Here is a 25,215-nt window from a genome sequence, read left to right on the forward strand (position 1 = left end):
GAGATAAATGAAACTATTTACTATTATTCCTTCAATTATTATTAATGTCAATGTAATTATTACATGTGCAGAGGGAATGGTATAGATATATTTAAAAAAGATATTTAGAACCTCCCATTTATTTGGGAGGTTTTTTTTTGGAATAAACTTAAAATACACAAACAACAATAAAAATGGAATTAAATAAATACAGCAAGACAATAACCCAAGACGAAACACAACCAGCTTCTCAAGCTATGTTCTACGGAATTGGATTGACAGAAGAAGATTTAAAGAAAGCTCAAGTTGGAATTGTGAGTATGGGTTACGATGGAAATCCTTGTAACATGCACTTAAACGATCTAGCAAAAGATATTAAAACTGGCGTCTGGAAAGAGGATTTAGTTGGTTTGATTTTTAATACTATTGGTGTAAGTGATGGTATTTCTAATGGAAATGACGGAATGCGTTTTTCTTTGGTTTCTCGTGATGTAATTGCTGATTCTATTGAAACGGTTATGGGAGCGCAATGGTATGATGGTTTGATTGCTGTTCCAGGTTGTGACAAAAATATGCCAGGGGCGCTGATGGCTATGGGTAGAGTAAATCGTCCTTCTATTATGGTTTATGGTGGATCAATTCATCCAGGAAAATGGAAAGGAGAAGATTTGAATATTGTTTCTGCTTTTGAAGCTTTAGGAAAAAAAATCAAGAATACCATTACACCTGAAGATTTCAAAGGTGTAATTCAAAATGCTTGTCCAGGTGCTGGTGCTTGTGGTGGAATGTACACTGCAAATACAATGTCATCAGCGATTGAAGCATTAGGAATGAGTTTGCCTTATAGTTCTTCTAATCCTGCTTTGAGTCCAGAAAAAAAACAAGAATGTGTTGATGCTGGTAAAGCGATCAAAATATTATTAGAAAAAGACATCAAACCAAGAGATATTATGACTCGTAAAGCATTCGAAAATGCAATTACGATAGTAGCTGTTTTAGGAGGTTCAACCAATGCGGTGATGCACTTAATTGCAATGGCGCACTCTGTAGGTATTGAATTGACATTAAAAGATTTCCAAGATATTAGTGATAAAACGCCATTATTAGCTGACTTGAAACCAAGTGGTAAATACTTAATGGAAGATTTACATAATGTAGGTGGTGTTCCAGCAGTAATGAAATATTTATTGAAAGAAGGTTTCTTACATGGAGATTGTTTAACTGTAACCGGAAAAACAATTGCTCAGAATTTAGAATCAGTTCCTGCTTTACACGATGGTCAAGAAGTGATTCATGAAATCCAAAAAGCATTAAAAGCAACTGGAAATATTCAAATTTTATACGGAAATCTTGCTTCAGAAGGTTGTGTAGCTAAAATTTCTGGAAAAGAAGGAGAATTTTTTGAAGGTACAGCGGTAGTTTTTGAAGGCGAAAAAGAGGTAATCAGAGGAATACAAGCAGGTGAAGTGAAGCCAGGAAATGTCGTCATCATCCGGTACTGTGGTCCAAAAGGAGGTCCTGGAATGTCTGAAATGTTAAAACCAACCTCTGCAATTATGGGAGCTGGTTTAGGAAATTCAGTGGCTTTGATTACTGATGGTCGTTTCTCAGGAGGTTCTCACGGATTTGTAGTAGGACATGTTACTCCAGAAGCTTACGAAGGCGGAGGAATTGCTTTAATCGAAAATGGAGATGTAATTACAATTGATGCTGTTAAAAACACCATTGACATGAAAATTTCTGATGAAGAATTTGCAAAACGTAAAGCCAATTGGAAACAACCAGAATCACCAATTAAACAAGGAGTGTTACTTAAATATATGCGTTCGGTCTCCAGTGCCTCTGAAGGATGTGTTACTGATAAATAATCGACAAAAAAATGAATTTGAATAAAAATTTCTTCAAATTCTAAAAAATAAATTTACCAAATGGGAACAATTAAAATATCTGGCGCCGAAGCTGTTATTAGATGCTTATTAGAAGAAGGAGTAGACTTGGTTTACGGATATCCGGGCGGAGCCATAATGCCGGTTTACGACGAATTATATAAATTTCAAGATCAATTACACCATGTTTTAGTACGTCACGAACAAGGTGCAACACATGCAGCTCAAGGGTATGCAAGAGCTACAGGAAAAGTTGGAGTTGCAATTGCAACTTCGGGGCCGGGAGCCACAAATTTAGTTACCGGAATTGCAGATGCTCAGATCGATTCAACACCAATGGTTTGTATTACCGGTCAGGTTGGAAAACACTTATTGGGTTCTGATGCTTTTCAGGAAACGGACATTATCGGAATTTCAACTCCGGTAACCAAATGGAATTATCAAATTACTGACGCTTCAGAGATTCCTGAAATCATTGCCAAGGCATTTTATATCGCAAAATCAGGGCGTCCAGGTCCGGTTTTGATTGATATTACCAAAAATGCTCAATTTGACGAATTCGAATTCAGTTATAAAAAATGTACTGCTATTAGAAGTTACAATCCAAAACCGACTTTAAATCTTGAAAAAGTAAAAGAAGCTGCGGAAATAATAAATAATGCTAAAAAACCTTTTATCGTATTTGGTCAAGGTATTATCCTTGGTGAAGCCGAAGCCGAACTAAAAGCTTTAGTCGAAAAATCAGGAATTCCGGCGGCTTGGACAATTTTAGGTCTTTCGGCTATACCTACAGATCATCCTTTAAATGTAGGAATGGTAGGAATGCACGGAAATTACGGACCTAATGTATTGACAAATGAATGTGATGTTTTAATTGCTCTGGGAATGCGTTTTGATGATCGTGTTACCGGGAATTTAGCCACTTATGCCAAGCAAGCTAAGGTAATTCACTTTGAGATTGACCCTGCCGAAGTAGATAAGAATGTGAAAACTACAGTAGCAGTTTTGGCCGATGTCAAAGAGGCGTTGGCGGCTTTACTGCCTTTTATTGAAGAGAAGAAGCACGAGTCTTGGCACAATGTGTTTAAAGAAAAATACAAAATTGAATTAGAAACTGTAATCAATGACGAGTTGAAACCAAAGAGAGAAGGAATTTCGATGGGAGAAACGATAGAAATGATTAATAAGCACTCTAATGCCGATGCAATTATGGTTTCGGATGTGGGACAACACCAAATGTTTGCTTGTCGTTATGCTAAATTCAATTCGACAAAAAGCAATGTAACTTCCGGTGGATTAGGAACCATGGGATTTGCTTTGCCGGCGGCTATTGGTGCCAAAATGGGTAGGCCAGATCGCGAAGTGGTTGCTATTATTGGTGACGGAGGTTTTCAGATGACAATTCAGGAATTAGGAACGATTTTTCAAACCAAAGTTCCCGTTAAGATTGTGGTACTGAATAATGAGTTTCTTGGAATGGTACGTCAATGGCAACAATTGTTTTTTGACAGAAGATATGCTTCTACCGAGATGACCAATCCAAACTTTGTCGCCATTGCGGAAGGCTATTATATCAAAGCCAAGAAAGTGACCAAACGTGAGGATCTGGATGCTGCAGTTGCCGAAATGATGGCTTCAAAAGAATCTTATTTTCTTGAAGTTATGGTAGAAAAAGAAAATAATGTATTCCCAATGATCCCAACAGGAGCTTCGGTTTCGGACATTAGATTAAGTTAATATTATGGAAAATAAAACATTCACCATTTCTGTTTATTCAGAAAACAACGTGGGCTTACTGAACAGAATATCCGGAATATTCTTAAAGCGTCACATTAATATACTGAGCTTAAATGTTTCAGAATCAGAGATAGAAAAAGTTTCTAGGTTTATCATCGTAGTGAATACTACCGAGAAATGGGTTCAGAATATTGTAGGTCAAATCGAAAAGCAAATTGATGTGATCAAAGCATTTTATCACATTGATGAAGAAACTATATTTTTAGAAAGTGCTTTGTTCAAAATACAATCCAACTTATTATTTGACGAAAGACGAATTCAAAATATCATAAAAGAAAGTCATTCGGAAATAGTTACTGTATCGAGAGATTTTTTCGTGATTTCAAAATCAGGAAGACGTTCAGATATTGAGGAATTATACTCAAAATTAAAACCTTTCGGAATCATGCAATTTGTACGTTCAGGAAGAATTTCTGTTTCCAAAGAAAAAATGGAAATATCAACATTATTAGAAGAATTAGAAAAATAAATAAATATAAAAAAATGGCAAATTATTTCAATACATTACCACTTAGATTACAATTAGAACAATTAGGCGTTTGCGAATTCATGGATCAATCTGAATTTGCTGATGGCATTGAAGCATTAAAAGGAAAGAAAGTAGTTATCGTAGGTTGCGGTGCTCAAGGATTGAATCAAGGTTTAAACATGAGAGATTCTGGCTTAGACATTTCTTATGCTTTGCGTGCTGAGGCTATCGCTCAAAAAAGAGTATCCTATATGAATGCTGCCGATAATGGTTTTAAAGTGGGAACTTATGAAGAATTAATTCCAACTGCTGACTTGGTTTGTAACCTTACACCAGATAAACAACATACTGCTGTAGTTACGGCGATTATGCCATTGATGAAGCAAGGATCTACATTGGCTTATTCTCACGGTTTTAATATTGTTGAGGAAGGAATGCAAATTCGTAAAGATATCACTGTAATTATGTGTGCTCCAAAATGCCCAGGTTCTGAAGTACGTGAAGAATACAAAAGAGGTTTTGGTGTACCAACTTTAATCGCGGTTCACCCAGAAAACGATCCAAACGGAAAAGGTTTAGCTCAAGCAAAAGCTTACGCTGTAGCCACTGGAGGTCATAGAGCAGGAGTTTTAAACTCTTCTTTTGTAGCCGAAGTAAAATCGGATTTAATGGGAGAGCAAACTATTCTTTGTGGAATGCTACAAACGGGTTCTATTTTATGTTTTGACAAAATGGTCGAAAAAGGGATTGAACCAGCTTATGCTTCAAAATTAATCCAATATGGATGGGAAACGGTAACCGAAGCCTTGAAACATGGTGGAATCACTAATATGATGGATCGCTTGAATAATCCTTCAAAGATAGAAGCTTACAGATTAGCCGATGAATTAAAAGACATCATGCGTCCTTTGTTTCAAAAACACATGGATGACATTATTTCGGGTGAGTTTTCAAAAAATATGATGATTGACTGGGCAAATGACGATGTTAATTTATTGACTTGGAGAGCTGCAACAGCCGAAACTAACTTCGAAAAAACAGCGCCAACAGCAGCACATATTTCAGAGCAAGAATATTTTGACAATGGTGTTTTGATGATTGCTATGGTAAAAGCGGGTGTCGAATTGGCTTTTGAGACAATGACTGAAACAGGAATTATCGAGGAATCGGCTTATTATGAGTCTTTACACGAATTACCATTGATTGCTAACACTGTAGCCAGAAAGAAATTATATGAAATGAACAGAATCATTTCGGATACAGCAGAATATGGTTGCTATTTATTTGATCATGCTTGTAAACCTTTATTGACTGAATTCATGAAAACGGTTGAAACAAATGTAATTGGTAAGCCTTTCTCTACCTCAAATAGTACTGATAACACTGTTCTTATTGCAGTTAACAAGAGTATTCGTCAACACCCAATTGAAGAAATTGGTGAGTGGTTGAGAGAATCAATGACTGCGATGAAAAAAATATAAAGATTAAATTTAGGAGTTACGACACATAGTAATGTGTTGGGATTTGCACTATATCATTTATTTATACAATATTTTGAATTAGTTACACAATTTATTTAAGTTTCAAAAATGGATATAGTTGCTTATTACATCGCTTAGCTAGCAAAGGAGTTGCAAACTAAGTGAAGTAATTCCTTTTGAAGTTACGCTGTTAAAGGGACTATATTCTTAAATTATTACAGCACTACTTTATTTTAAATCCAGAATATTCTAAATAGTATAGGTTTGGTATTTTTTTACTGCATGTTGAAATTGTTGTTAATATAAAAAGGCGAGTAGTAAATCTACTGCGCCTTTTTTGATATAAAGGATTCGGTTAAAACAACCTAATATTAAGCAATATGAATTAAATCAGTTATTTTTATACAAAATACATTTTTTTTTAGTACAATTAATGAATTAAATTGTTTTAAGAATAGAAAGGGATTTAATACATTTATAAAAAATTAAAAAGCATGAGTTATTATAAAATTGAAAATTTAGAACAATACTTTAAACACTATAATAAATCTGTTCGTGAGCCTAGAAAATTTTGGGGTAAAATTGCCGAAGAAAATTTCACTTGGTACCAATTATGGGATAAAGTTGTAGATTTTAATATGGCAGAAGCCGAAATAAAGTGGTTTACCGAAGCGAAAGTAAATATTACAAAAAACTGTATAGACAGACATCTTAATAAAAGAGGGGATAAAACGGCGATTATTTTTGAACCGAACAATCCAGATGAAGAAGCATTACACATTAGTTATAATGAACTACATCAACGCGTTTGCAAGATGGCAAATGTTTTGCGCGAGCAGGGAATAAAAAAAGGAGACAGAGTTTGTATTTATTTGCCTATGATTCCTGAGCTTGCTGTTTCAATTTTAGCTTGTGCAAGAATTGGAGCAATACATTCGGTTGTTTTTGCAGGCTTTTCTTCTTCGGCTGTCGCAAGCAGAATTATAGATAGTGAATGTAAAATGGTAATCACCTCAGACGGTGGTTATCGTGGGAATAAAACAATTGAATTAAAAGTAATAGTAGACGAAGCATTAGAAAAATGCCCATCTGTAACTAATGTTTTGGTTGTAAAAAGAATCAATACCCAAATCAATATGAAAGAGGGCCGCGATCAATGGTTGCAACCGCTTTTAGACGAGGCTTCAGATAATAATGTTGCCGAAATTATGGATGCCGAAGATCCTTTATTTATATTGTATACTTCTGGTTCTACCGGAAAACCAAAAGGAATGGTACATACTACCGCTGGTTATATGGTTTATACGGCTTATACATTCAAAAATGTATTTAATTATGAAGATAATGATATCTTTTGGTGTACTGCTGACATTGGTTGGATAACAGGACATTCTTATATTCTTTATGGACCACTATTGAACGGAGCTACAACCGTTATTTTTGAGGGTGTTCCTTCGTATCCGGATTTTAGCCGTTTTTGGGAAACTATCGAGAAGCATAAAGTAACTCAATTTTATACCGCACCAACAGCTATTCGTGCCTTGGCCAAAGAGAGTTTGGAATATGTGCAAAAATATCCTTTGAAATCTTTAAAAGTGATAGGATCTGTTGGAGAACCTATTAATGAAGAGGCATGGCATTGGTATAATGACCACGTGGGAGGGAAAAGATGCCCTGTGGTTGATACTTGGTGGCAGACAGAAACTGGTGGAATAATGATTTCTCCAATCGCCTTTGTAACTCCTACAAAACCGACTTACGCTTCTTTGCCATTACCGGGAATTCAGCCCGTTCTTATGGATGATAAACGAAATGAAATAGAAGGCAACCAAGTTACTGGAAGCCTTTGCATCAAATTTCCATGGCCAGGAATTGCAAGAACGATCTGGGGTGATCATCAACGTTATAAGGATACCTATTTCTCTGCTTTTCCAGGTAAATATTTCACTGGAGACGGTGCATTGAGAGATGAAGTAGGTTATTATAGAATCACGGGACGTGTAGATGATGTTGTTATTGTTTCGGGACATAATCTAGGAACAGCACCTATCGAAGATGCTATCAACGAGCATCCGGCTGTTGCCGAAAGTGCCATTGTTGGATTTCCTCATGATATTAAGGGGAATGCTTTATATGGTTTTGTAATTTTGAAAGAAACAGGAGAATATCGCGACCGAGAAAATTTAAGTAAGGAAATTAATCAACTGATCTCAGATCATATAGGACCGATTGCAAAACTGGATAAAATTCAGTTTGTTTCCGGCTTACCAAAAACACGTTCAGGAAAAATCATGCGTAGAATTTTGCGTAAAATTGCAGAAGGCGATTTTTCTAATTTTGGAGACACCTCTACTTTATTAAATCCAGAGATCGTTGACGAAATTAAAGACGAAAGAATTTAAAACCAAAAATAATTAACCAACTCAAAACTGCTCCGCAAAACGGAGCAGTTTTTTTATTTTAAAAAACATTTCTGTTGCAAGAAATTGCTTAAATTAGCAGAGCTATGAAAACAAAAGCTCCTGTAATTATCGTTGGCGGAGGTTTAGCTGGTCTCACAACAGCTATTCATTTGTCAAAAATAGGATTAAAAGTAATTTTGATAGAGAAAAATGAGTTTCCCAAGCACAAAGTTTGTGGAGAATACATTTCAAATGAAGTTTTGGCTTATTTTAAATGGTTGGATATAAATATTGCCGAATTACGACCTGTTTTCATTAGTAAATTACAATTTTCAATAGCAAATGGTAAATCCGTTTTTTGTGATTTGCCGCTGGGAGGTTTCGGTGTCAGTCGATATGCTTTGGACGAATTTCTATATAAAAAGGCTTTAGCAAATGGTTGTCAAATAATGCAAGACAATGTTGAAAATATTGTTTTTAACGAAAATCAATTTACTGTAATCACAGCAAATAATAGCGTTTTGAAATCCGAAATAGTGCTGGGTGCTTTTGGAAAACGGTCTAATATAGATCAAAAATTAGACAGGAATTTTATTCATAAAAAATCACCGTGGTTAGCTGTAAAAGCGCATTATCAGGGAGATTTCCCCGATGATTTGGTAGGTTTGCATACTTTTAAAGGAGGCTATTGTGGGGTTTCAAAAGTAGAGAATAACAATGTTAATATTTGTTATTTGGCAGATTACAGCACTTTTAAAAAATACAAGAATATAGAGGAATATAAGAATAATGTAGTTTCTAGAAATCCACAATTAAAAATTATTTTTCAGGATTGTAAAATGCTTTTTGAAAAGCCTTTAACGATAAGCCAGATTTCTTTCGAAAAGAAGAAGGCTGTTGAAAACCACATGCTGATGATAGGGGATACCGCAGGTTTGATTCATCCTTTGTGCGGAAATGGTATGGCTATGGCGATTCACAGTGCAAAAATTGCTTCGGAGTTGATTGGAGATTATTTCAATACTAAAATTAAATCCAGAACCGAATTAGAACAACAATACATTCAAAGTTGGGAAACTAATTTTGGCAAAAGATTAAAAACAGGTCGATTATTGGCTAAAGTTTTACAAAGGCCAAAATTAGCCGAAATAATGATGTATTTGTTGATTCCATTTCCCTTTTTATTGTCTATGATAATAAAAAAAACGCACGGCAAACCTATTCTTTAAAACTTAAATAAATGGTTCTAGATACTAAATATCGAATAGATAAGCAGGAGATCATTGATGATTTTAATATGGAAGGTGAGGTTTTGCGCGAAGCCTTGGATAAAATTGCCCGAATCAACCAACTTTTAGGAGGAAATAGACTAACTTTATCTGGAGTCAAAAAGCTGATTTCGAACATGTCAGATGTTTCAGAAATCACGATTGTTGATGTGGGCTGCGGCAATGGAGATATGTTGCGGATATTGGCGGATTATGGCAGCCGAAACAATTTTAAATTTAATTTAATTGGAATTGATGCTAATAATTTCACAATCAATCATGCTGCTGATTTATCACGGCAATATTCCAATATTTCGTATCGTTGTGTGAATATTTTTGATAAAGTTTTCGAGGAGTTAAAATGCGATATTGTTTTATGCACCTTGACTTTACACCATTTCAAGGATAAGGAAATTTTAAAATTAATGGCTGTTTTTTATAACAAAGCAAATCTTGGAATAGTGATTAACGATTTGCACAGAAGCAGCATTGCTTATCGATTGTTTCAAATGCTCTGTTTTATTTTTAAATTGAATGCTATTTCGAGAGAAGATGGTTTGACATCAATACTGAGAGGGTTTAAAAAACAGGAGTTGTTTTATTTTTCGAAAAAAAATAATTTCGAAAAATACAGCATTCAATGGAAATGGGCTTTTAGATACCAATGGATAATTTCAAAAATATGAAGGTAAAAATACATTCGCTAAGCAAACAACTTCCAAAATATTCAAGAACCACCGCCGAAATAATTCCGTTTTTGGATGCTTGGCTTTTGGGACAAGACGAACGCTTCATTAAAAAAGTAAAGAAAATTTTTGAAGGCGCAGCAGTAGATAAACGCTATTCGATCATGAATCCGATTGATGTGTTTACCAAAACCTCATTTGAAGAAAGAAATGCCATTTATGTTCGTGAAGTCATCGATTTGGGCGAAAAAGTACTGGAAAAAGCCTTGTTAAAATCCAAATGGAAACCGGAAGACTTAGATTATATTATTACGGTGAGCTGTACCGGAATTATGATTCCCTCATTGGATGCTTATTTGATCAATAAACTCAAATTGCGTCAGGATATTGTACGACTTCCTGTGACCGAAATGGGTTGCGCAGCCGGAATTTCGGGGATTATTTATGCCAAAAATTTCCTGAAAGCTAATCCCGGAAAGCGTGCTGCGGTAATTGCGGTTGAAAGTCCAACAGCAACCTTTCAACTCAATGATTTTTCGATGGCTAATATTGTTAGCGCAGCTATTTTTGGAGATGGAGCGGCCTGCGTTTTGCTTTCTTCTGATAAAACCGATGAAGGACCCGAAATTCTAGACGAAGAAATGTATCATTTTTATAATAATGAACACATGATGGGTTTTAAACTCACTGATTCAGGCTTGCAAATGATTTTGGATGTCGATGTTCCTGATACAATAGCTTCCCATTTTCCGGATATTATCCATCCCTTTTTGAAAAAGAACAATTTGGAAATTACAGATATAGATCATTTGATTTTTCATCCCGGAGGGAAGAAAATCATTCAAACCGTTGAAAATCTATTTTTGGATTTGGGTAAAAATATTGATGACACCAAGGAAGTTTTGCGTTTGTACGGAAACATGTCGAGCGCGACGGTATTGTATGTTCTCGAACGATTTATGGATAACTTACCACCAAAGGGGGAAAAAGGATTGATGTTGAGTTTTGGACCAGGATTTTCGGCTCAAAGAGTATTGTTAGAGTTTTAGCCAAAAGGAAAAGATGAAAAGTGAAGAAATTATATCAAAATTGCCTTATACTAAACCTTTTTTGTTTGTTGACGAAATAAGCGAAATCAATGAAGATAGAGTAGAGGGCAGTTATAGATTTGATGAAAATTCAGATTTTTATAAAGGGCATTTTAAAAATAACCCTGTTACTCCGGGTGTTATTCTCACAGAAGTAATGGCGCAAATCGGTTTGGTATGCTTGGGGATTTATTTATTGAATGATTCATTTAATAAAAAGACTGCAATAGCCTTAACTTCAACTGAAATAGAATTTTTAAATATTGTTTTTCCCGGAGAAAAAGTTAGTGTTATTTCAGAAAAGTTGTATTTTAGATTTGGGAAATTAAAATGTAAAGTCACCATGAAAAATGAAAAAGGAATTGATGTTTGCAAAGGAATAATTGCAGGAATGATTTTTTGAATTTGATTTTGTTCGAAAGTAGTTTTTAAAATAATAACTGGCAATAAATGAGCAGGAGGGTAGTAATAACAGGACTTGGTGTTGTAGCTCCAAATGGAGTTGGACTCGATGCGTTTACCCATGCCATTAAAAACGGAGTTTCAGGCATTAAACACGATTCTGAATTGGAACGATTGCAATTTTCTTGTCAGATTTCGGCAACACCGGTAATCACTACCGAATTGGCTTTATCTTATTTCTCCGAATTAGAACTAAGAGGTTTCAACTCAACAGGAATTTTGTACGGAGTAATTGCAGGAATAGATGCCTGGAAAGATGCGGAGTTACCGATGGAAATCAATGAAGAACCCGATTGGGATAGCGGAACTATTTTTGGAACGGGGACATCAGGAATCAATAAGTTTCGCGAAAGCATTTATAAGATTGACGATTTTCAAACCCGTAGATTAGGAAGTACAGCCGTAGCTCAAACGATGAATAGCGGTGTCAGCGCCTATTTGGGAGGGAAATTAGGATTAGGAAATCAGGTTTCCTCTAATTCATCTGCTTGTACTACAGGAACAGAAAGTATTTTAATGGCTTTTGACAGAATAAAATCAGGGCAGACAAAACGGGTTTTGGCAGGAAGTACCAGCGATTCTGGACCTTATATTTGGGCAGGATTTGATGCCATGCGGGTATGTACTTTCAAACACAATGAAACAGCAGAAAAAGGTTCAAGACCTATGAGCGCAACCGCTTCCGGTTTTGTCCCGGGAAGCGGGGCTGGCGCATTGGTTTTGGAAGATTTAGAAACGGCCTTAGCAAGAGGAGCACGTATTTATGCAGAAGTTTTAGGCGGAAATATCAATTCTGGTGGGCAAAGAGGTTTAGGAACGATGACGGCTCCCAATCCAATTGCAGTACAAAAATGCATAAAAGATGCTGTGACAAATGCAGGAATTCATGTGGATGCAATTGACGCCATAAATGGGCATTTAACAGCTACTGCTAAAGATAGTTTAGAGATTGAAAACTGGAGTAAAGCTTTAGCTAAAAGTGGAATTGATTTTCCATATATAAACTCTTTAAAATCGATGGTTGGTCATTGTTTATCGGGCGCAGGAAGTATCGAAAGTGTTGCCTCGGTATTGCAATTGCATCATAAATTTCTTTTTCCAAATATTAATTGTGAGGATTTACATCCCGAAATTACAAGCATCATTGATGCATCCAGAATTCCGACGAAATTGATCGAAAAAGAATTGAATATTATTATTAAAGCAAGTTTTGGTTTTGGCGATGTAAACGGCTGTGTTATTTTTAAGAAATTTAAAGACTAAATTTTCAAGATATGGATAAAAAGGAAATAATCGAACAGTTAAAAATTATTGTAAAACCATACGTTCAAAATCAGGATGCCTTTTCTAATTTGACTGAAGAAACTGATTTCATCAATGATTTAAGGATAAATTCTGCAAATCTGGTAGACGTTATTTTAGATATCGAAGAAAAATTCGACATTATAATCGATAATAAGGAAATGGAGCGAATGATTAATGTGAAAGCAAGCTTGGATGTTATTTCGCTTAAATTATCCGAAAATGATAGGTAATGATATAGTAGATTTGGCTTTAGCAAGAAAAGAAAGCAATTGGAAAAGACCTCGTTTCTTGGATAAGATCTTTACATCCGATGAACAATTACTTATTTTAAAGGCTAAAAATCCCGAGATTATGGTTTGGAATCTCTGGAGTCGTAAGGAAGCTGCTTATAAAATCTACAATCGGGAAACCGGAATTAGGGCTTTTATTCCGATACAATTAGAATGTATTTATAAGAGTGAGGCTTCGGGCTTCGTTATTTGCAATAAGAAGGTTTATTACACCCAAACCTCCATTTTAGAAGACAAAATACATACTATAGCTGTTTACAAAAAGGAGTATTTTAAACAAATTATGTCAATCAGTCCTGAAGCTAATATTCAGAAAATAAATGGAATCCCGTTTCTCGTTGATAATTTAAACAAAGTTTTTAAGCCCATTTCTATTAGCCACCATGGTCGCTTTAGTGCTTGTATAACTATATAAAAATTATTTAATCCCCAATCTAGATTTTAACTTCAAGAATAACAAAGCGGTTTTATAAGCATCCTCAGAGGAAGAATTCCTGTCGCTTATAGGAATTTTATAAATTTGACATAATTCATCTAATGACAATTGCTTATCCGTGATATCATGTAGTTTTCGGTGCATAATATCAATATCCAAAGCTTCATTTTTTAATCGGCCACAATCTAATCTTTCTAAAGCGGCATTGATCATTTCAACATCAAAATTAACATGATGCCCAACCAATACAGCGTTTCCGATGAACTCGATAAAAGATTTTATACCATCTGTTTCGCTCATTTTTTTCAACTTACTATCCACTATAAATTCATTGGAAAGCTGATTATCATGAAGGTATTTGTATTGCAGCAAAACAGTTTCAAAACTATCACCTATAAGAATTCGGTCATTAACAACCGAAAAAGATCCAATTGACAAAATGACATCCTTATGAGGATTTAAACCTGTGGTTTCAGTAGATAAAATAACATAACGATTTGATTTTGAATCAAACTTCGACAGATAACTTTTCCAAAATTCGGGATGTTCTTTATTGATATGTTTTAGCCAGTCTAGCATAATTAAGAAAATTGTGTCAGTTGAAATTTATTTTTTATTAATTCCTCCAATTCCTTCATTGGTGCAAGTGCATTTTTCAGTTTTTCTTTGTCAATTTTAGACAATTCATCCAGATTTATATATTGTCCGGAATTATCATTTTTTAGACCTTCTAATGTTCTAAACTTTGTTAAAGTCAAAAAGGCTTCCGCACAATTGAGATAGATTTCAGCATGCTTTGGATCCGAAATCGCTAATTGCTTAAAGCGAACATAAGTGTTATTAATACCTATCAGATCATTGCTCAAAGCAAATAAACGGGCTCCATCAACAAGAGGCATTAAAGCACGTGTTTTTATATCAAACATATCTTTGAAAGGTCCTTCTTCCTCTACAATAAATTTCTTGAAAAAGCTCAAAGGCGAATGTTTTCTCAAGGCGTCATTTCCTAAAAAGTCAAAAAACAAAGCATTGTTTTTGGCATTTCTGAAAACGACACTGCTAATGGCATCTTCAATTTTTTGTTCGCCAACAACAAGTTCATAATCAAAGAAAATACTGCTTAGTTCATTGCTATTTTCACCTGGAGTATTCATCCAAGCATCATATTGTTTTACCCAATCAGTCAATGACTTACACCAATGCATATTACTTCCCATGTGTCCATTTTGACACAATTCATAGCCTACTTTTTCAAGTGTTTGGGTTGTTTTTTTTCCTAATTTAAGGAAATAATCTTTAACTTCTCTGTACTTTTCGGCAGGGACATCTTCAAAAATTAAAATGCTGTCCTGATCCGTAAGTAACAATTGTTCTTTTCTTCCTTGACTACCAATACTTAACCAGGCAAATCGAGCAGGAGGTGAGCCCAAATCTAAAATTGACAGTTCTACTGCCCGTTTTATTATAGCAAAATTTATTTCGCTGGCTATATTATTAATATGGGTAAGCGGAATGTTTTTAAAGATAGAATTCTGGATTAAATCTGCTAATCGTATGCGAATTTGTTTCAACTCTTTTGAAGTTTTAGAACGCTTGATTTCTTTTATCAAAACCCCTGGATTGTTGGCTTGGGCTATTACCAAATCATGCTCGGAAATAACGCCTTTGATTACAGATTTGTTTGTCCCGTCTAGGGTAACACATAAGTGGGTTACATTATTTTTTAGCATCAACAATTGGGCTTCCGCCAAAGAAACATTTTCAATAACGGCGATGATTGGAGATGACATAATAGTGTCAATAGAAACGGTATTTGGATAGCGACCTGTAGCAATTTTAGAAGACATATCTGTATGGGTAACTATTCCGATAGGCATATTGTTTTCGCATACAATTGCGCTATTTATCAATGTTTCAGCCATTAATTGAGCAACATCCTTAACAATAGCATTTGCGGTTACAATTATTGGAGAACTATTATAAGATAAAGCTTGAAAAAGCTGCATTTCTGTTTTTTGATCCGAATAGAAAACGGTGTCAGAAATAAGATTTTTTCCTAAGTTTTCATTACCTTTTGTATGATGAGTATTGGTTGCAAAATTCTCCAATAAAAAATCTAAAACTGCTTCGTTATTTGCTACAAATGGTCTGAAAACGGCAATTGGAATTGCATAAACAATACTTTCTTCACGTGCCTTTGCAGTCATCATATAATTGTTTTTTGCAAAAAACGGACGCAAACCAAAAATAGCTCCTTCATGACATTTATTCAAAATGTTTTCTTCAGCATCAGCAATGGCATATAAATTTATAAGCCCAGAAGCTACCATATAAAAACAATCATGCAAAGGATCGTTGATTTGGAATAATGATTTATTTTTTTCTAAATTCAATACACGAATATTTAAAGCAATTTCGGACAGTTCTTGAAACGTCAAATGATCGAATGGAGCGTATTCCTTTAAAAAATCTGCAATGTGTTCCGCAATTGAATTCATAGTCATTTATTGATATAGTTGGACAAAATTAAGGAATAAAACATTTATAAAGTAGTCCAATTTATTGTTTAATAGTTAATTTATCAAAAATGTTTTTTTTACAAGTTTATAAAGAGCGCTTATTTAATTTTAATGATGAGTATACTTAAGAATTTGTCGTATTTAATTGAAATAGTAGGATGTTTCGTTATTTTAAAATATTCTATTTTACATAATATAAATTATAGTTCATTTTATAACCTTTAAAATAAAGCTAATTTTATTTAAAATCTGTTAATCTATCCTGTAAGCAATACTTAATATTTACCTTTGCAAAAAAATAAAAAACAATTTTGAACACAAACACAGAGATTACTAAATTAAACTATTTTAAACTAATTCTAATTTTAGGTTCGTTAACAGCACTCGGACCTTTTTCAATCGATATGTATCTTCCTGGTTTTTCAGGAATTGCCGAAGATCTAAATACTACAGTTGCCAAAGTTGCGATGACCTTATCCAGTTATTTCATAGGAATTTCTGCCGGACAATTACTTTACGGACCATTATTGGATCGTTTTGGAAGAAAAAAACCTTTATTCATCGGATTATTGGTCTATATATTGGCCTCATTGGGTTGCGTTTTTGTAAAAGACATTGACACTTTTATTGGACTCAGATTCATACAAGCCGTGGGAAGTTGTGCTGCCACAGTAGCCTCCATATCAATGGTTAGGGATTTATTTCCTGTAAAGGATATTCCAAAAATAATGTCTTATTTGATGCTAGTTGTAGGTCTTTCGCCAATGTTGGCACCCACAGTTGGCGGTTATGTAACAGACGCTTTTGGCTGGCACATTGTTTTTCTGATTTTGATGTGTATCGGTATTCTTATTCTTTTAGCGGCACATTTTGGTTTACCACACACGCACAATCCGGATACTTCAATTTCGCTAAAACCAAAACCTATTATTCTTAATTTTTGGAGCGTTCTCAAAGAACCTCAATTCTATACTTATGCTTTTACCGGAGCGATCGCTTTTTCGGGTTTGTTTACTTATGTAGCGGCCTCCCCTATTTTATTCATGCATGTTTTTGAAGTAGATGCCAAGACTTACGGTTGGATATTTGCTTTTATGTCATTGGGTTTAATATGTGGTAGTCAGGTTAATTCGCTCTTATTGAGGAAATTTAATAGCGAGCAAATGATTTTTGGCGCTTTGGTTAGCCAGTCTATTATAGCGATTATTTTTCTAATATGTGCATCAAATAATTTATTGGGACTGTATCAAACAATTGGTATGCTATTTTTGTTTTTGTTTTGTTTGGGTGTATCTAATCCTAATACTGCAGCGCTTACACTTGCTCCTTTTGCAAGAAATGCGGGAAGTGCTTCGGCATTAATGGGAGCTATTCAGCTCGGATTAGGCGCTTTGGCTTCGTTTGCAGTGGGTGTTTTTGTAAAGGATTCTATGGTGCCAATGGTATTTATTATGACTGTTTCAACAATTCTGGCTTTTATTGTTTTGAACATTGGAAAACGCAATATCAAAATTAAACATTAAATTATTTTAGATAAAATCAGAGAAAAACAAAGGGCGTAATTCATTTTGAACTACGCCCTTTGTTTTTTATTATGGGAAAGATTAACAAGTGGCTTGTTCATCTGTTTTATTTTGCTTCTTGTCTGATCCAATAATCATTCGTAAGGATTGGTCTTTTGAGAAATAGGCAATCGTCCAATTGTATAAGGTTTGCAATCTGTTGCGATACGTTATCAATGAAACCAGATGTACAAATAACCAAATCATCCAAGCCAATAAACCTTTAAAATGCCAATTGGGTTTAGGCAAATCGACAACCGCTTTCTTTTTTCCAATGATGGCCATAGTGCCTTTGTCGTGATATTTAAAAGGAACCAAGGATTTATCTTGATGCATTGCTTTGAAATTTTTAGCCAAATTGATCCCTTGCTGAATCGCTACTTGTGCAACTTGGGGATGTCCTTGCGGAAAATTTTCATCGGCAAGTAGAATACTGGTATCGCCTATGGCGTAGATATTTTCGGTTCCGTTTACCTTATTGAAAGCATCGGTAGCCATTCGCTTTCCGCGACCATAACTTTCGGCGGGAATTCCTTCAAAAGTTTTGGCAGAAACGCCTGCTGCCCAAATTAAATTTTTGGTTTGTATGCTTTCCCCATTTGACATAAATACCGTGTCATCAACATAATCCACTACTCGACTGTTTAATTTTACTACAACGCCAAGTTTGGTAAGTGCTTCGAGCGTATCTTCTTGCGAGGCTTTGCTCATTGGCGACAGTAAGGCTTCTGATCCATCAATCAAATAGATATTACTGGCTGTGGTACTTAGCTCTGGATATTCTTTTCGGAATATGTTTTTTCTCATTTCGGCAAACATACCCGAGACTTCAACGCCTGTGGGACCTCCACCAACAACTACGATAGTTAATAGTTTTCTTCGTTTACGGGTGTTTTTACAAATGGATGCTTTTTCAAAATTTTTCAATAAGGTGTTGCGCATCTCAATGGCATCATTGAGCGTTTTCATCGGAATCGCATTTTTCTGTACGTTTTCCATACCAAAATAACTGGTTTCGGCTCCAGTTGCAAAAACCAATTGATCGTATTCTAATTCCCCATTATTGAGCACAATTTTGTTCTCGGAAGGAATTACCTTTTGCAATTCTCCAAGGCGAAACTGAAGATTTTTTTTACCCGCAAAAAATTTACGGAAAGGATAACTAATACTTGAAGGTTCTAAAAAAGCGGTTGCAACCTGATAAATAAGTGGTGGAAAGAAATTATAATTGTTTTTATCTACCAGAGTTACCTGAATTCCTTCTTGGTTTAACAGCTCCTTAGCAAGGTTAAGCCCCGCAAATCCACCTCCAATTATTACAATATTCATATAATGTTTTTTAATAATTTTAATAAAAAAATAACTGTTATAAACTTACAAAAATTATGAGAGTCACTGGAAAAAGAACTATTAAAAAAGGGTTAAAACTTTCGGGATTGTACTTGCCTTATTATTGTTTTTGTACACTTAGTATTTAAGATATAGCTTTGAATATAAATTTTGTAATTTTGTGCTGTAATATCCAAATTATAAGTGAAGCATAAACTCCTCAACATTCCGCCAATACCTGCTGTTCTTTTAGCAATACTAAGTGTTCAGTCAGGTGCAGCAATTGCAAAAAGTCTTTTTCCTGCTATCGGCGCTATGGCAACCGCCTCCCTGAGAATTGGCATATCAGCAATCATATTATTAGCTGTTTTTAGACCTAACTTGCTTAAGGTCAGCAAAAACCAATGGAAAATTGTAATTCCTTATGGTTTGTCTTTAGGAGCAATGAATTTGATTTTTTATCTGGCAATAGAGAGAATTCCTATTGGATTAGCAGTGACACTCGAATTTATAGGTCCATTATTAGTAGCTGTTTTTGGATCAAAACGTCTCATCGATTATTTATGGATTCTTCTTGCCATGGCAGGAATTGTTTTGATTGCCCCTTGGACAAATAACGGAATAGACCTATTGGGTATTCTATTTGCTTTATTAGCGGGACTTTTTTGGGCTTTTTATATCGTTTTGGGAGGGAAAATTTCAAAAATAATGAAAGGTGGCGAAGCCGTTGCAACTGGAATGCTCTTTGCTTCGCTATTGATTATCCCTTTTGGATTTATAGGAAATGGATTCAATAATCTCACGCCAACATTTGTTTCTTTAGGGATAGCTCTTGCTCTTTTGTCTAGTGCCATTCCTTTTACATTAGAAATGAAAGCACTAGGTCAACTTCCTGCCCGTACATTTAGCATTTTAATGAGTTTAGAACCAGCGGCAGCCTCTATCTGTGCTTTGTTATTTTTACAAGAATACCTGTCTTTTTATGAGGTATTGTCTGTTATTTGCGTAGTAATAGCTTCCATAGGATCGACACTTACTTCTAAATCACATGCTTAGCCCCAAAAATAAAATTAACTGTCTATTAAAATTATACCCTTAGCGATCCCCGAAAAGCCCTTGCGGCATAGTAGGATTCGGCACCATTGTGATACAGAAAAACAGTGTCATAACGGCGATCGCAAAAAAGAGCACCACCAAGTTTTCTGATAGCAGCAGGTGTTTTTATCCAGCTCGACGTTTTTGTATCAAAATTACCAAGTTGCTGCAATTCGCGATATTCTTCCTCTGTCAAAAGTTCAATATCCATCGCTGCGGCCATATCAATGGCATTATTTTCCGGTTTATATTGTTTCCTTGCTTCCAAGGCTTCACGATCGTAACAAAAACTTCTGCGCCCTTTAGGGCTTTCTGCTGAACAATCAAAAAAAATGTATTCGCCCGTTTTTGTATCATGACGCACAACATCCGGTTCGCCACCGGTTTTTTCCATTTCATTGAGTGACCAGACTTTTTGGGAATTAGCTTGTAATCTGACCTTTATTTTATCCCATTCAAGACCGTTATGGCGATTCATGTTTTTCACAAAACGGGCTTTAAGTGTACTGAGTAGTTCTTCACTTTGTTCTGGCGACAACTCTTTTATATTTTTATTTGTCATAAAGTGTTATTTTAATTTGCTTAATGTCTTCTAATTTTCAAAATTACGCTAATCTAGCAAAACGCGAGTTATACGTTTGCATTTCGTGTCAGTATTTTACAGATTTTTATCAATAAATGTTTTGCAATAGTCTTTAATTTGTTGTCTTACTTGTCTAAATTGTTCCGCAATTTCTTCGTCAGTTCCTGTCGCTTTTGCCGGGTCTGGAAAGTTATAATGAAATTTTTGTGCTTTTGTCGGGAAAAATGGGCAACGTTCTTTGGCATTGTCGCAAACGGTAATTACAAAATCGAAGTCAATATTTTTATATTCATCAATGTTGTTAGAAGTTTGGTTTGATATGTCAATTCCATCTTCTTTCATTGTGACAATCGCTTTCGGGTTTACACCATGCGTTTCAATTCCTGCACTATAAATTTCGGTTTTGTCGCCAGCAAAGTGTCTCAAATAAGCTTCTGCGATTTGACTTCTGCAACTGTTTCCTGTGCAAAGCACTAATACTTTTTTTGTCATAATTATAGATAATATTTTTGTTTTAAATATAAACTTGCTCGAACCAACAAAATCAGAACAGGCACTTCTACCAATGGACCAATTACGCCAACAAATGCCTGTGGCGAGTGAATTCCAAATACTGAAATTGAAACAGCTATTGCCAATTCAAAATTATTTCCTGTGGCGGTAAATGCAATGGATGCGTTTTTGTCGTAAGGAACTTTTAATGATTTATTGATAAAAAAGCTGACAAAAAACATCAGCACAAAATAGATAATTAAGGGTATTGCAATTTTTAAAACGTCGAAAGGAAGTTCTAAAATCGTATCGCCTTTCATACTAAACATCAATACAATAGTAAACAATAAAGCATACAAAGTGATAGGCGAAATGGCTGGAATAAATTTTCTATTGAACCATTCGATCCCTTTGGATTTGATTAAAAAATGGCGACTTAAAAATCCTGCCAAAAATGGAATTCCTAAATATATCAATATACTTTGCGTAACTTCTTTTATGGGTACACTAACGTTGAAATTTGCCAATCCCAATTTATTGGGCAATACATTGATGAAGAACCAAACCAAAAAGCCGTAAAATACGATTTGAAAAACACTATTTAATGCCACCAATAATGCAGTATATTCCCGATTTCCTTTTGCTAGATCACTCCAAACAATCACCATTGCAATACATCTTGCCAAACCAATCAAGATAAGTCCAACCATATAATCGGGTTCATTTCGTAGAAAAATAACGGCTAAAATAAACATTAGAAATGTGCCTATAATCCAGTTCAAAAGGAGCGAAATGGTTATCACTTTTTTATCTTTGAAAGCGCTTGGCAAAAGCGAATAATCTACTTTTGCCAATGGTGGATACATCATTAATATTAGGCCAATTGCCAAGGGAATATTGGTTGTTCCGACTGTAACTGAATTGGTAATTGTAGCAATATTTGGAAATAAATACCCCAAGCCTACACCAATTGCCATTGCAAGGAAAATCCAGAGAGTGAGGAAACGGTCGAGAAATTTTAGTTTAGGTTTCATCACTTTTTTTAACAACATCCAGAATTAGGTGTACAACTAGAGTTATTCCTCTCGGCTAAATTCACTTTCTGTTTTTGTACCGGAATTCCGCAAGCATCTTGTGCCAAACAAGCGGTTGTTTTGTTCTTTAATACAAATGTTTTTCCGTTAAAGTCTAAATCGTATTTACCGATCGTTTCACTTTGATATTCCACTTCGATTTCAAAATCTTCGATGCCCAATTTTTCTTCCGAAAGTTTGATAATATTCAATAATTTGTTTGGTTTTAAACGATGTTCAAAATCGTCAGCATTCCACAGTTGAAAGTTTACGACTTTCTCGTTTCGGATTACACCACCACAATCAATAAAATTTTTGGTAATCATTCCCACTTCGGTAACGTGGAAATGTTCAGGAACAAAAGTTCCGTTTTCTAATTGAAATTCAACATTTTCTAATGTTGGCAAGATTTGTTTTACGTCTGATAATTTCATTGTTTTTTTCTTTATAGCTTAAATGCAATATTGCGATATATATGGTTAAAAAAATGCCTAGCAGCATTTTGCTTTTGTAACTGTTTGAATGATTTTTGAAAAATAAGTATTCAAAATGGCAATAGTTTTTTCGTCAATGCAGTAGCAAATTGTGTTTCCTTCGATGCTTCCTTTTATTATTCCTGCATTTTTTAGTTCCTTTAAATGTTGTGAAACGGTTGGCTGAGCAAGCGGAAGTTCGTTTACGATATCGCCACAAATGCATTCATTTACTTTCATTAAATACTCAATAATTGCAATTCTGGCGGGATGTCCCAACGCTTTTGCGATTGTCGCAATTTGGTTTTGTCTGTCGGTAAAATGTTCTGTTTTGGTCGCTCCCATTTTTATAAATTCTATATTGCAATATTACGATAATCATTTAAAAGTCAAAACCAATTTAAACTTTTTTTGGCAAAATAATATTTGATCGTGTTTTTAGGCCTGTTGTCCTGACTTTTAGTAAAGTAGTTGGCTTATGTTTTTTTACAGCAATTATCTAAATTTTCGTAAGCCAAAACATCTGCTTTCACGTTATCAGCATCATAACCCATTTTAGAAATTGCAGTTTTTATAGTTTCTAAATTTGTTTTCTTAACACTGTAAAAAACTGTTATTGTCATCGCTTTTTCGTCAAGCTCGTACATTTTTACGCCTTTAATTTTCAGCATATTTGACTGGAAATTTTTTCCGCAAGTTTCGCAAGCTTTGCAATGATCACAAGAAATGTTCGTTTTTATAATTGCTTTTCCAGGCTTGTTATCCTGAGCGAAAGAAAAAGCCATTGAGAATATTGAAAAAAGTATGGAAATGAAAAGTTTCATAGCTTTGAATTTTATATTATAAAAATAGAAAATATAATTCCTTTTGACGAATATTTTAACTCTTTATACTTCAAAAATATAGGAACGCAAATTTATTTCTAGATTCAGCTAACTTTTCAAAAAAATGCAAAAAACCCAAGTTAATAGACTTGGGTATAAGAGTGCTGAAATTATTAAGTTTTAGAAAAAGAAATAACCAATAGATAATTGAAATACTCCGTTTTTATTTTTATTTGAAGAGTTATCTAAATTATTAATATCGGTTAATCCTAGATTATATCTTGCACCAAAATTAAGTCCGTTGTTAAGTTTATAACCTAAGCCAAAATTAACACCAAAATCAACTGTACTAAACGAATCTTTTATATCTGTCTTATCATTTTTAGCAGACATTAAAAACCCAATTTGCGGTCCAGCTTCAAGACTAAATCCTTTTGTTAAATAGTATTTTCCCATTAAAGGAATGTTTAAATAATTTAAAGCAATTGTATCATCATTGAAACTATATCCTTGGCCAGAATACATTAGTTCAGGTTGAAAAGAAAATTTTTCAGAAATAGGTATTTCTGCTAAAACACCAAAATTAAAAGCCGTTACAAGATCAACATTTTCTGTATTGTCTCCGCTAATAGATGCAAAGTTTAAACCTCCTTTAATACCAAATTTAATTTCTTGAGCATTAACATTTGCTAATCCTAAAACTGTGATAACAGCTACTAATAAAATTTTTTTCATATATTTAAATAATTAAGTTATTTAAGACAAATCAAAGACTTTTTTTTTATTAAAAAATTAGTTTAACGCTATTTAACTTACATTTAAATAAATTTAACATATCGATTTAATTCTATCAGAATAAAGACATTTTAGCTGTTTGTTTTAGCTTCTATTGATAAATGTTAGATTTTCCGACGCTGCGGTAAAATTACTGCCAAGGTTCTGGTTCTTGCCGTGGTTTGGGATTAAAGAAGCGAGTTTTTTTCATTAAGCATAAATTTTGCAAGTAGAAAACCAGCTATAAATTTAGCCTAAAATCCCATCTTACCAAAAAGCTGTTAACCGTTCGTTTTTTTTAGATTTTGACTTGGCTCCAATTTTCGCCTGATTTTATTCTTCTGATTTGCATTTCGCTTACGCCAAATTGTTTCGCAATCATTTTTAATCTTGTTGTTTGTTCGGGTTTTGCCAATATTTTTTTTATAAGCATCACTTTTGTGACGGTAAGTTTTCTTCCATTCGAGTTTAAGTTATGCTCAATTAAATTTATTTTGGCTTGTTTTACAAATGGACTATTTCTTCTATGTTCAGCCATTTCTTCTTTAGTTGCCCATTTCAAATTTCTGTAGTCATCATTATCACGTTTTCTGTCTAAATGTAAAACGTAAGTTTGTAAATCAGAAGTTTTTGGGAGGAAATATTTTACTACAAGTTTAGAAACAAAAAGATGTTTGTTTTTAATTTTTCCATCAGTGTAAATTTTATATTTGAACATTTTGTAACCGTCAGTCATTCCACCTTTTAATTCCCTTCCGAATTTTATGTTATCAACAAAGCTAATTAATCTTCCTTTGTTGGAAATTGCGTAACGTAATTTTAGTTTATCCTCAATTATTATTTCTTTAAATTCTTCATTTGGATAAAGTCTAATTAGTTTCATTTTTTCAAGTTTCATATGAAAAAAATGTATTAAAGATTTAACTTGTAGTGGTTTTCTGC

The 25,215-nt window shown here is 34.3% G+C and carries 25 protein-coding genes; 14 read left to right on the plus strand and 11 right to left on the minus strand.

Annotation, left to right across the window (positions count from 1 at the left end; translation table 11 throughout):
- Positions 1-173: 173 nt before the first annotated feature.
- From ilvD to ACMDB5_RS11220, 12 genes are all read left to right on the plus strand, one after another.
- Positions 174-1,847: a dihydroxy-acid dehydratase gene (gene ilvD, locus ACMDB5_RS11165; protein WP_413998335.1), complete on the plus strand. Its 1,674-nt coding sequence runs from the start codon at positions 174-176 to the stop codon at positions 1,845-1,847.
- Between the two features lie 60 nt (positions 1,848-1,907).
- Positions 1,908-3,602, plus strand: coding sequence for a biosynthetic-type acetolactate synthase large subunit (gene ilvB, locus ACMDB5_RS11170; protein ID WP_413998336.1), 1,695 nt, complete (start codon positions 1,908-1,910; stop codon positions 3,600-3,602).
- 4 nt (positions 3,603-3,606) lie between these two features.
- Positions 3,607-4,131 carry an acetolactate synthase small subunit gene (ilvN, locus tag ACMDB5_RS11175; RefSeq protein WP_413998337.1) on the plus strand — a complete coding sequence of 175 codons (525 nt, stop codon included), beginning with the start codon at positions 3,607-3,609 and terminating at the stop codon, positions 4,129-4,131.
- Positions 4,132-4,145: 14 nt separating this feature from the next.
- Positions 4,146-5,612: a ketol-acid reductoisomerase gene (ilvC, locus tag ACMDB5_RS11180; RefSeq protein WP_413998338.1), complete on the plus strand. Its 1,467-nt coding sequence runs from the start codon at positions 4,146-4,148 to the stop codon at positions 5,610-5,612.
- 494 nt (positions 5,613-6,106) lie between these two features.
- Positions 6,107-8,014, plus strand: a complete 1,908-nt coding sequence (gene acs, locus ACMDB5_RS11185) for an acetate--CoA ligase (RefSeq protein ID WP_413998339.1) — start codon at positions 6,107-6,109, stop codon at positions 8,012-8,014.
- A 104-nt stretch (positions 8,015-8,118) separates the two neighbouring features.
- Positions 8,119-9,243, plus strand: a complete 1,125-nt coding sequence (locus ACMDB5_RS11190) for an NAD(P)/FAD-dependent oxidoreductase (RefSeq protein WP_413998340.1) — start codon at positions 8,119-8,121, stop codon at positions 9,241-9,243.
- A gap of 11 nt (positions 9,244-9,254) precedes the next feature.
- Complete coding sequence (locus tag ACMDB5_RS11195) at positions 9,255-9,968, plus strand: methyltransferase domain-containing protein (protein WP_413998341.1); 714 nt, start codon at positions 9,255-9,257, stop codon at positions 9,966-9,968.
- On the plus strand, positions 9,965-11,017 hold the full coding sequence (locus ACMDB5_RS11200; RefSeq protein WP_413998342.1) for a type III polyketide synthase: 1,053 nt from the start codon (positions 9,965-9,967) through the stop codon (positions 11,015-11,017). Before ACMDB5_RS11195 ends, ACMDB5_RS11200 begins: the two co-directional genes overlap by 4 nt.
- Before the next feature lie 13 nt (positions 11,018-11,030).
- The gene (locus tag ACMDB5_RS11205; RefSeq protein WP_413998343.1) at positions 11,031-11,459 is read left to right on the plus strand and encodes a 3-hydroxyacyl-ACP dehydratase FabZ family protein; all 429 of its coding nucleotides are present in this window, start codon (positions 11,031-11,033) and stop codon (positions 11,457-11,459) included.
- Between the two features lie 47 nt (positions 11,460-11,506).
- On the plus strand, positions 11,507-12,781 hold the full coding sequence (locus ACMDB5_RS11210; RefSeq protein WP_413998344.1) for a beta-ketoacyl-[acyl-carrier-protein] synthase family protein: 1,275 nt from the start codon (positions 11,507-11,509) through the stop codon (positions 12,779-12,781).
- An 11-nt stretch (positions 12,782-12,792) separates the two neighbouring features.
- Positions 12,793-13,053, plus strand: a complete 261-nt coding sequence (locus ACMDB5_RS11215; RefSeq protein ID WP_413998345.1) for an acyl carrier protein — start codon at positions 12,793-12,795, stop codon at positions 13,051-13,053.
- Positions 13,043-13,528 carry a 4'-phosphopantetheinyl transferase superfamily protein gene (locus tag ACMDB5_RS11220; protein WP_413998346.1) on the plus strand — a complete coding sequence of 162 codons (486 nt, stop codon included), beginning with the start codon at positions 13,043-13,045 and terminating at the stop codon, positions 13,526-13,528. The genes ACMDB5_RS11215 and ACMDB5_RS11220 overlap by 11 nt, the downstream gene beginning before the upstream one ends.
- Before the next feature lie 3 nt (positions 13,529-13,531).
- On the opposite strand, the gene ACMDB5_RS11225 is transcribed toward ACMDB5_RS11220, so the two are convergent.
- Positions 13,532-14,128: a PolC-type DNA polymerase III gene (locus ACMDB5_RS11225; RefSeq protein WP_413998347.1), complete on the minus strand. Its 597-nt coding sequence runs from the start codon at positions 14,126-14,128 to the stop codon at positions 13,532-13,534.
- 2 nt (positions 14,129-14,130) lie between these two features.
- Positions 14,131-16,047 carry a DUF294 nucleotidyltransferase-like domain-containing protein gene (locus ACMDB5_RS11230; protein ID WP_413998348.1) on the minus strand — a complete coding sequence of 639 codons (1,917 nt, stop codon included), beginning with the start codon at positions 16,045-16,047 and terminating at the stop codon, positions 14,131-14,133.
- A 332-nt stretch (positions 16,048-16,379) separates the two neighbouring features.
- Here ACMDB5_RS11230 and ACMDB5_RS11235 point away from each other — a divergent pair, with 332 nt between their 5' ends.
- Positions 16,380-17,591, plus strand: coding sequence for a multidrug effflux MFS transporter (locus tag ACMDB5_RS11235; RefSeq protein ID WP_413998349.1), 1,212 nt, complete (start codon positions 16,380-16,382; stop codon positions 17,589-17,591).
- Positions 17,592-17,672: 81 nt separating this feature from the next.
- Here the strand turns inward: ACMDB5_RS11235 and ACMDB5_RS11240 are convergent, their stop codons facing one another.
- The gene (locus ACMDB5_RS11240) at positions 17,673-18,959 is read right to left on the minus strand and encodes an NAD(P)/FAD-dependent oxidoreductase (protein ID WP_413998350.1); all 1,287 of its coding nucleotides are present in this window, start codon (positions 18,957-18,959) and stop codon (positions 17,673-17,675) included.
- Positions 18,960-19,163: 204 nt separating this feature from the next.
- On the opposite strand from ACMDB5_RS11240, the gene ACMDB5_RS11245 reads away from it, so the two are divergent.
- Positions 19,164-20,015, plus strand: coding sequence for an EamA family transporter (locus tag ACMDB5_RS11245; protein WP_413998351.1), 852 nt, complete (start codon positions 19,164-19,166; stop codon positions 20,013-20,015).
- 31 nt (positions 20,016-20,046) lie between these two features.
- On the opposite strand, the gene ACMDB5_RS11250 is transcribed toward ACMDB5_RS11245, so the two are convergent.
- The 8 genes from ACMDB5_RS11250 to ACMDB5_RS11285 form a co-directional block, all read right to left on the minus strand.
- The gene (locus ACMDB5_RS11250; RefSeq protein ID WP_413998352.1) at positions 20,047-20,616 is read right to left on the minus strand and encodes a DUF4256 domain-containing protein; all 570 of its coding nucleotides are present in this window, start codon (positions 20,614-20,616) and stop codon (positions 20,047-20,049) included.
- A 96-nt stretch (positions 20,617-20,712) separates the two neighbouring features.
- A complete protein-coding gene (locus ACMDB5_RS11255) occupies positions 20,713-21,129 on the minus strand; it encodes an arsenate reductase ArsC (RefSeq protein ID WP_413998353.1) in 417 nt (138 codons plus the stop codon).
- A gap of 2 nt (positions 21,130-21,131) precedes the next feature.
- On the minus strand, positions 21,132-22,163 hold the full coding sequence (gene arsB / locus ACMDB5_RS11260) for an ACR3 family arsenite efflux transporter (RefSeq protein WP_413998354.1): 1,032 nt from the start codon (positions 22,161-22,163) through the stop codon (positions 21,132-21,134).
- An 8-nt stretch (positions 22,164-22,171) separates the two neighbouring features.
- On the minus strand, positions 22,172-22,636 hold the full coding sequence (locus ACMDB5_RS11265) for a DUF6428 family protein (RefSeq protein WP_413998355.1): 465 nt from the start codon (positions 22,634-22,636) through the stop codon (positions 22,172-22,174).
- 57 nt (positions 22,637-22,693) lie between these two features.
- On the minus strand, positions 22,694-23,020 hold the full coding sequence (locus ACMDB5_RS11270; RefSeq protein ID WP_413998356.1) for an ArsR/SmtB family transcription factor: 327 nt from the start codon (positions 23,018-23,020) through the stop codon (positions 22,694-22,696).
- Between the two features lie 131 nt (positions 23,021-23,151).
- Complete coding sequence (locus ACMDB5_RS11275; RefSeq protein WP_413998357.1) at positions 23,152-23,499, minus strand: heavy-metal-associated domain-containing protein; 348 nt, start codon at positions 23,497-23,499, stop codon at positions 23,152-23,154.
- A gap of 180 nt (positions 23,500-23,679) precedes the next feature.
- Entirely contained in the window at positions 23,680-24,234 is a 555-nt protein-coding gene (locus tag ACMDB5_RS11280; protein ID WP_413998358.1) for a porin family protein, read from the minus strand.
- A gap of 337 nt (positions 24,235-24,571) precedes the next feature.
- Complete coding sequence (locus ACMDB5_RS11285; RefSeq protein WP_413998359.1) at positions 24,572-25,171, minus strand: hypothetical protein; 600 nt, start codon at positions 25,169-25,171, stop codon at positions 24,572-24,574.
- Positions 25,172-25,215 lie beyond the last annotated feature (44 nt).

This window comes from Flavobacterium sp. W1B, from assembly GCF_047344965.1.
Classification (GTDB): domain Bacteria; phylum Bacteroidota; class Bacteroidia; order Flavobacteriales; family Flavobacteriaceae; genus Flavobacterium.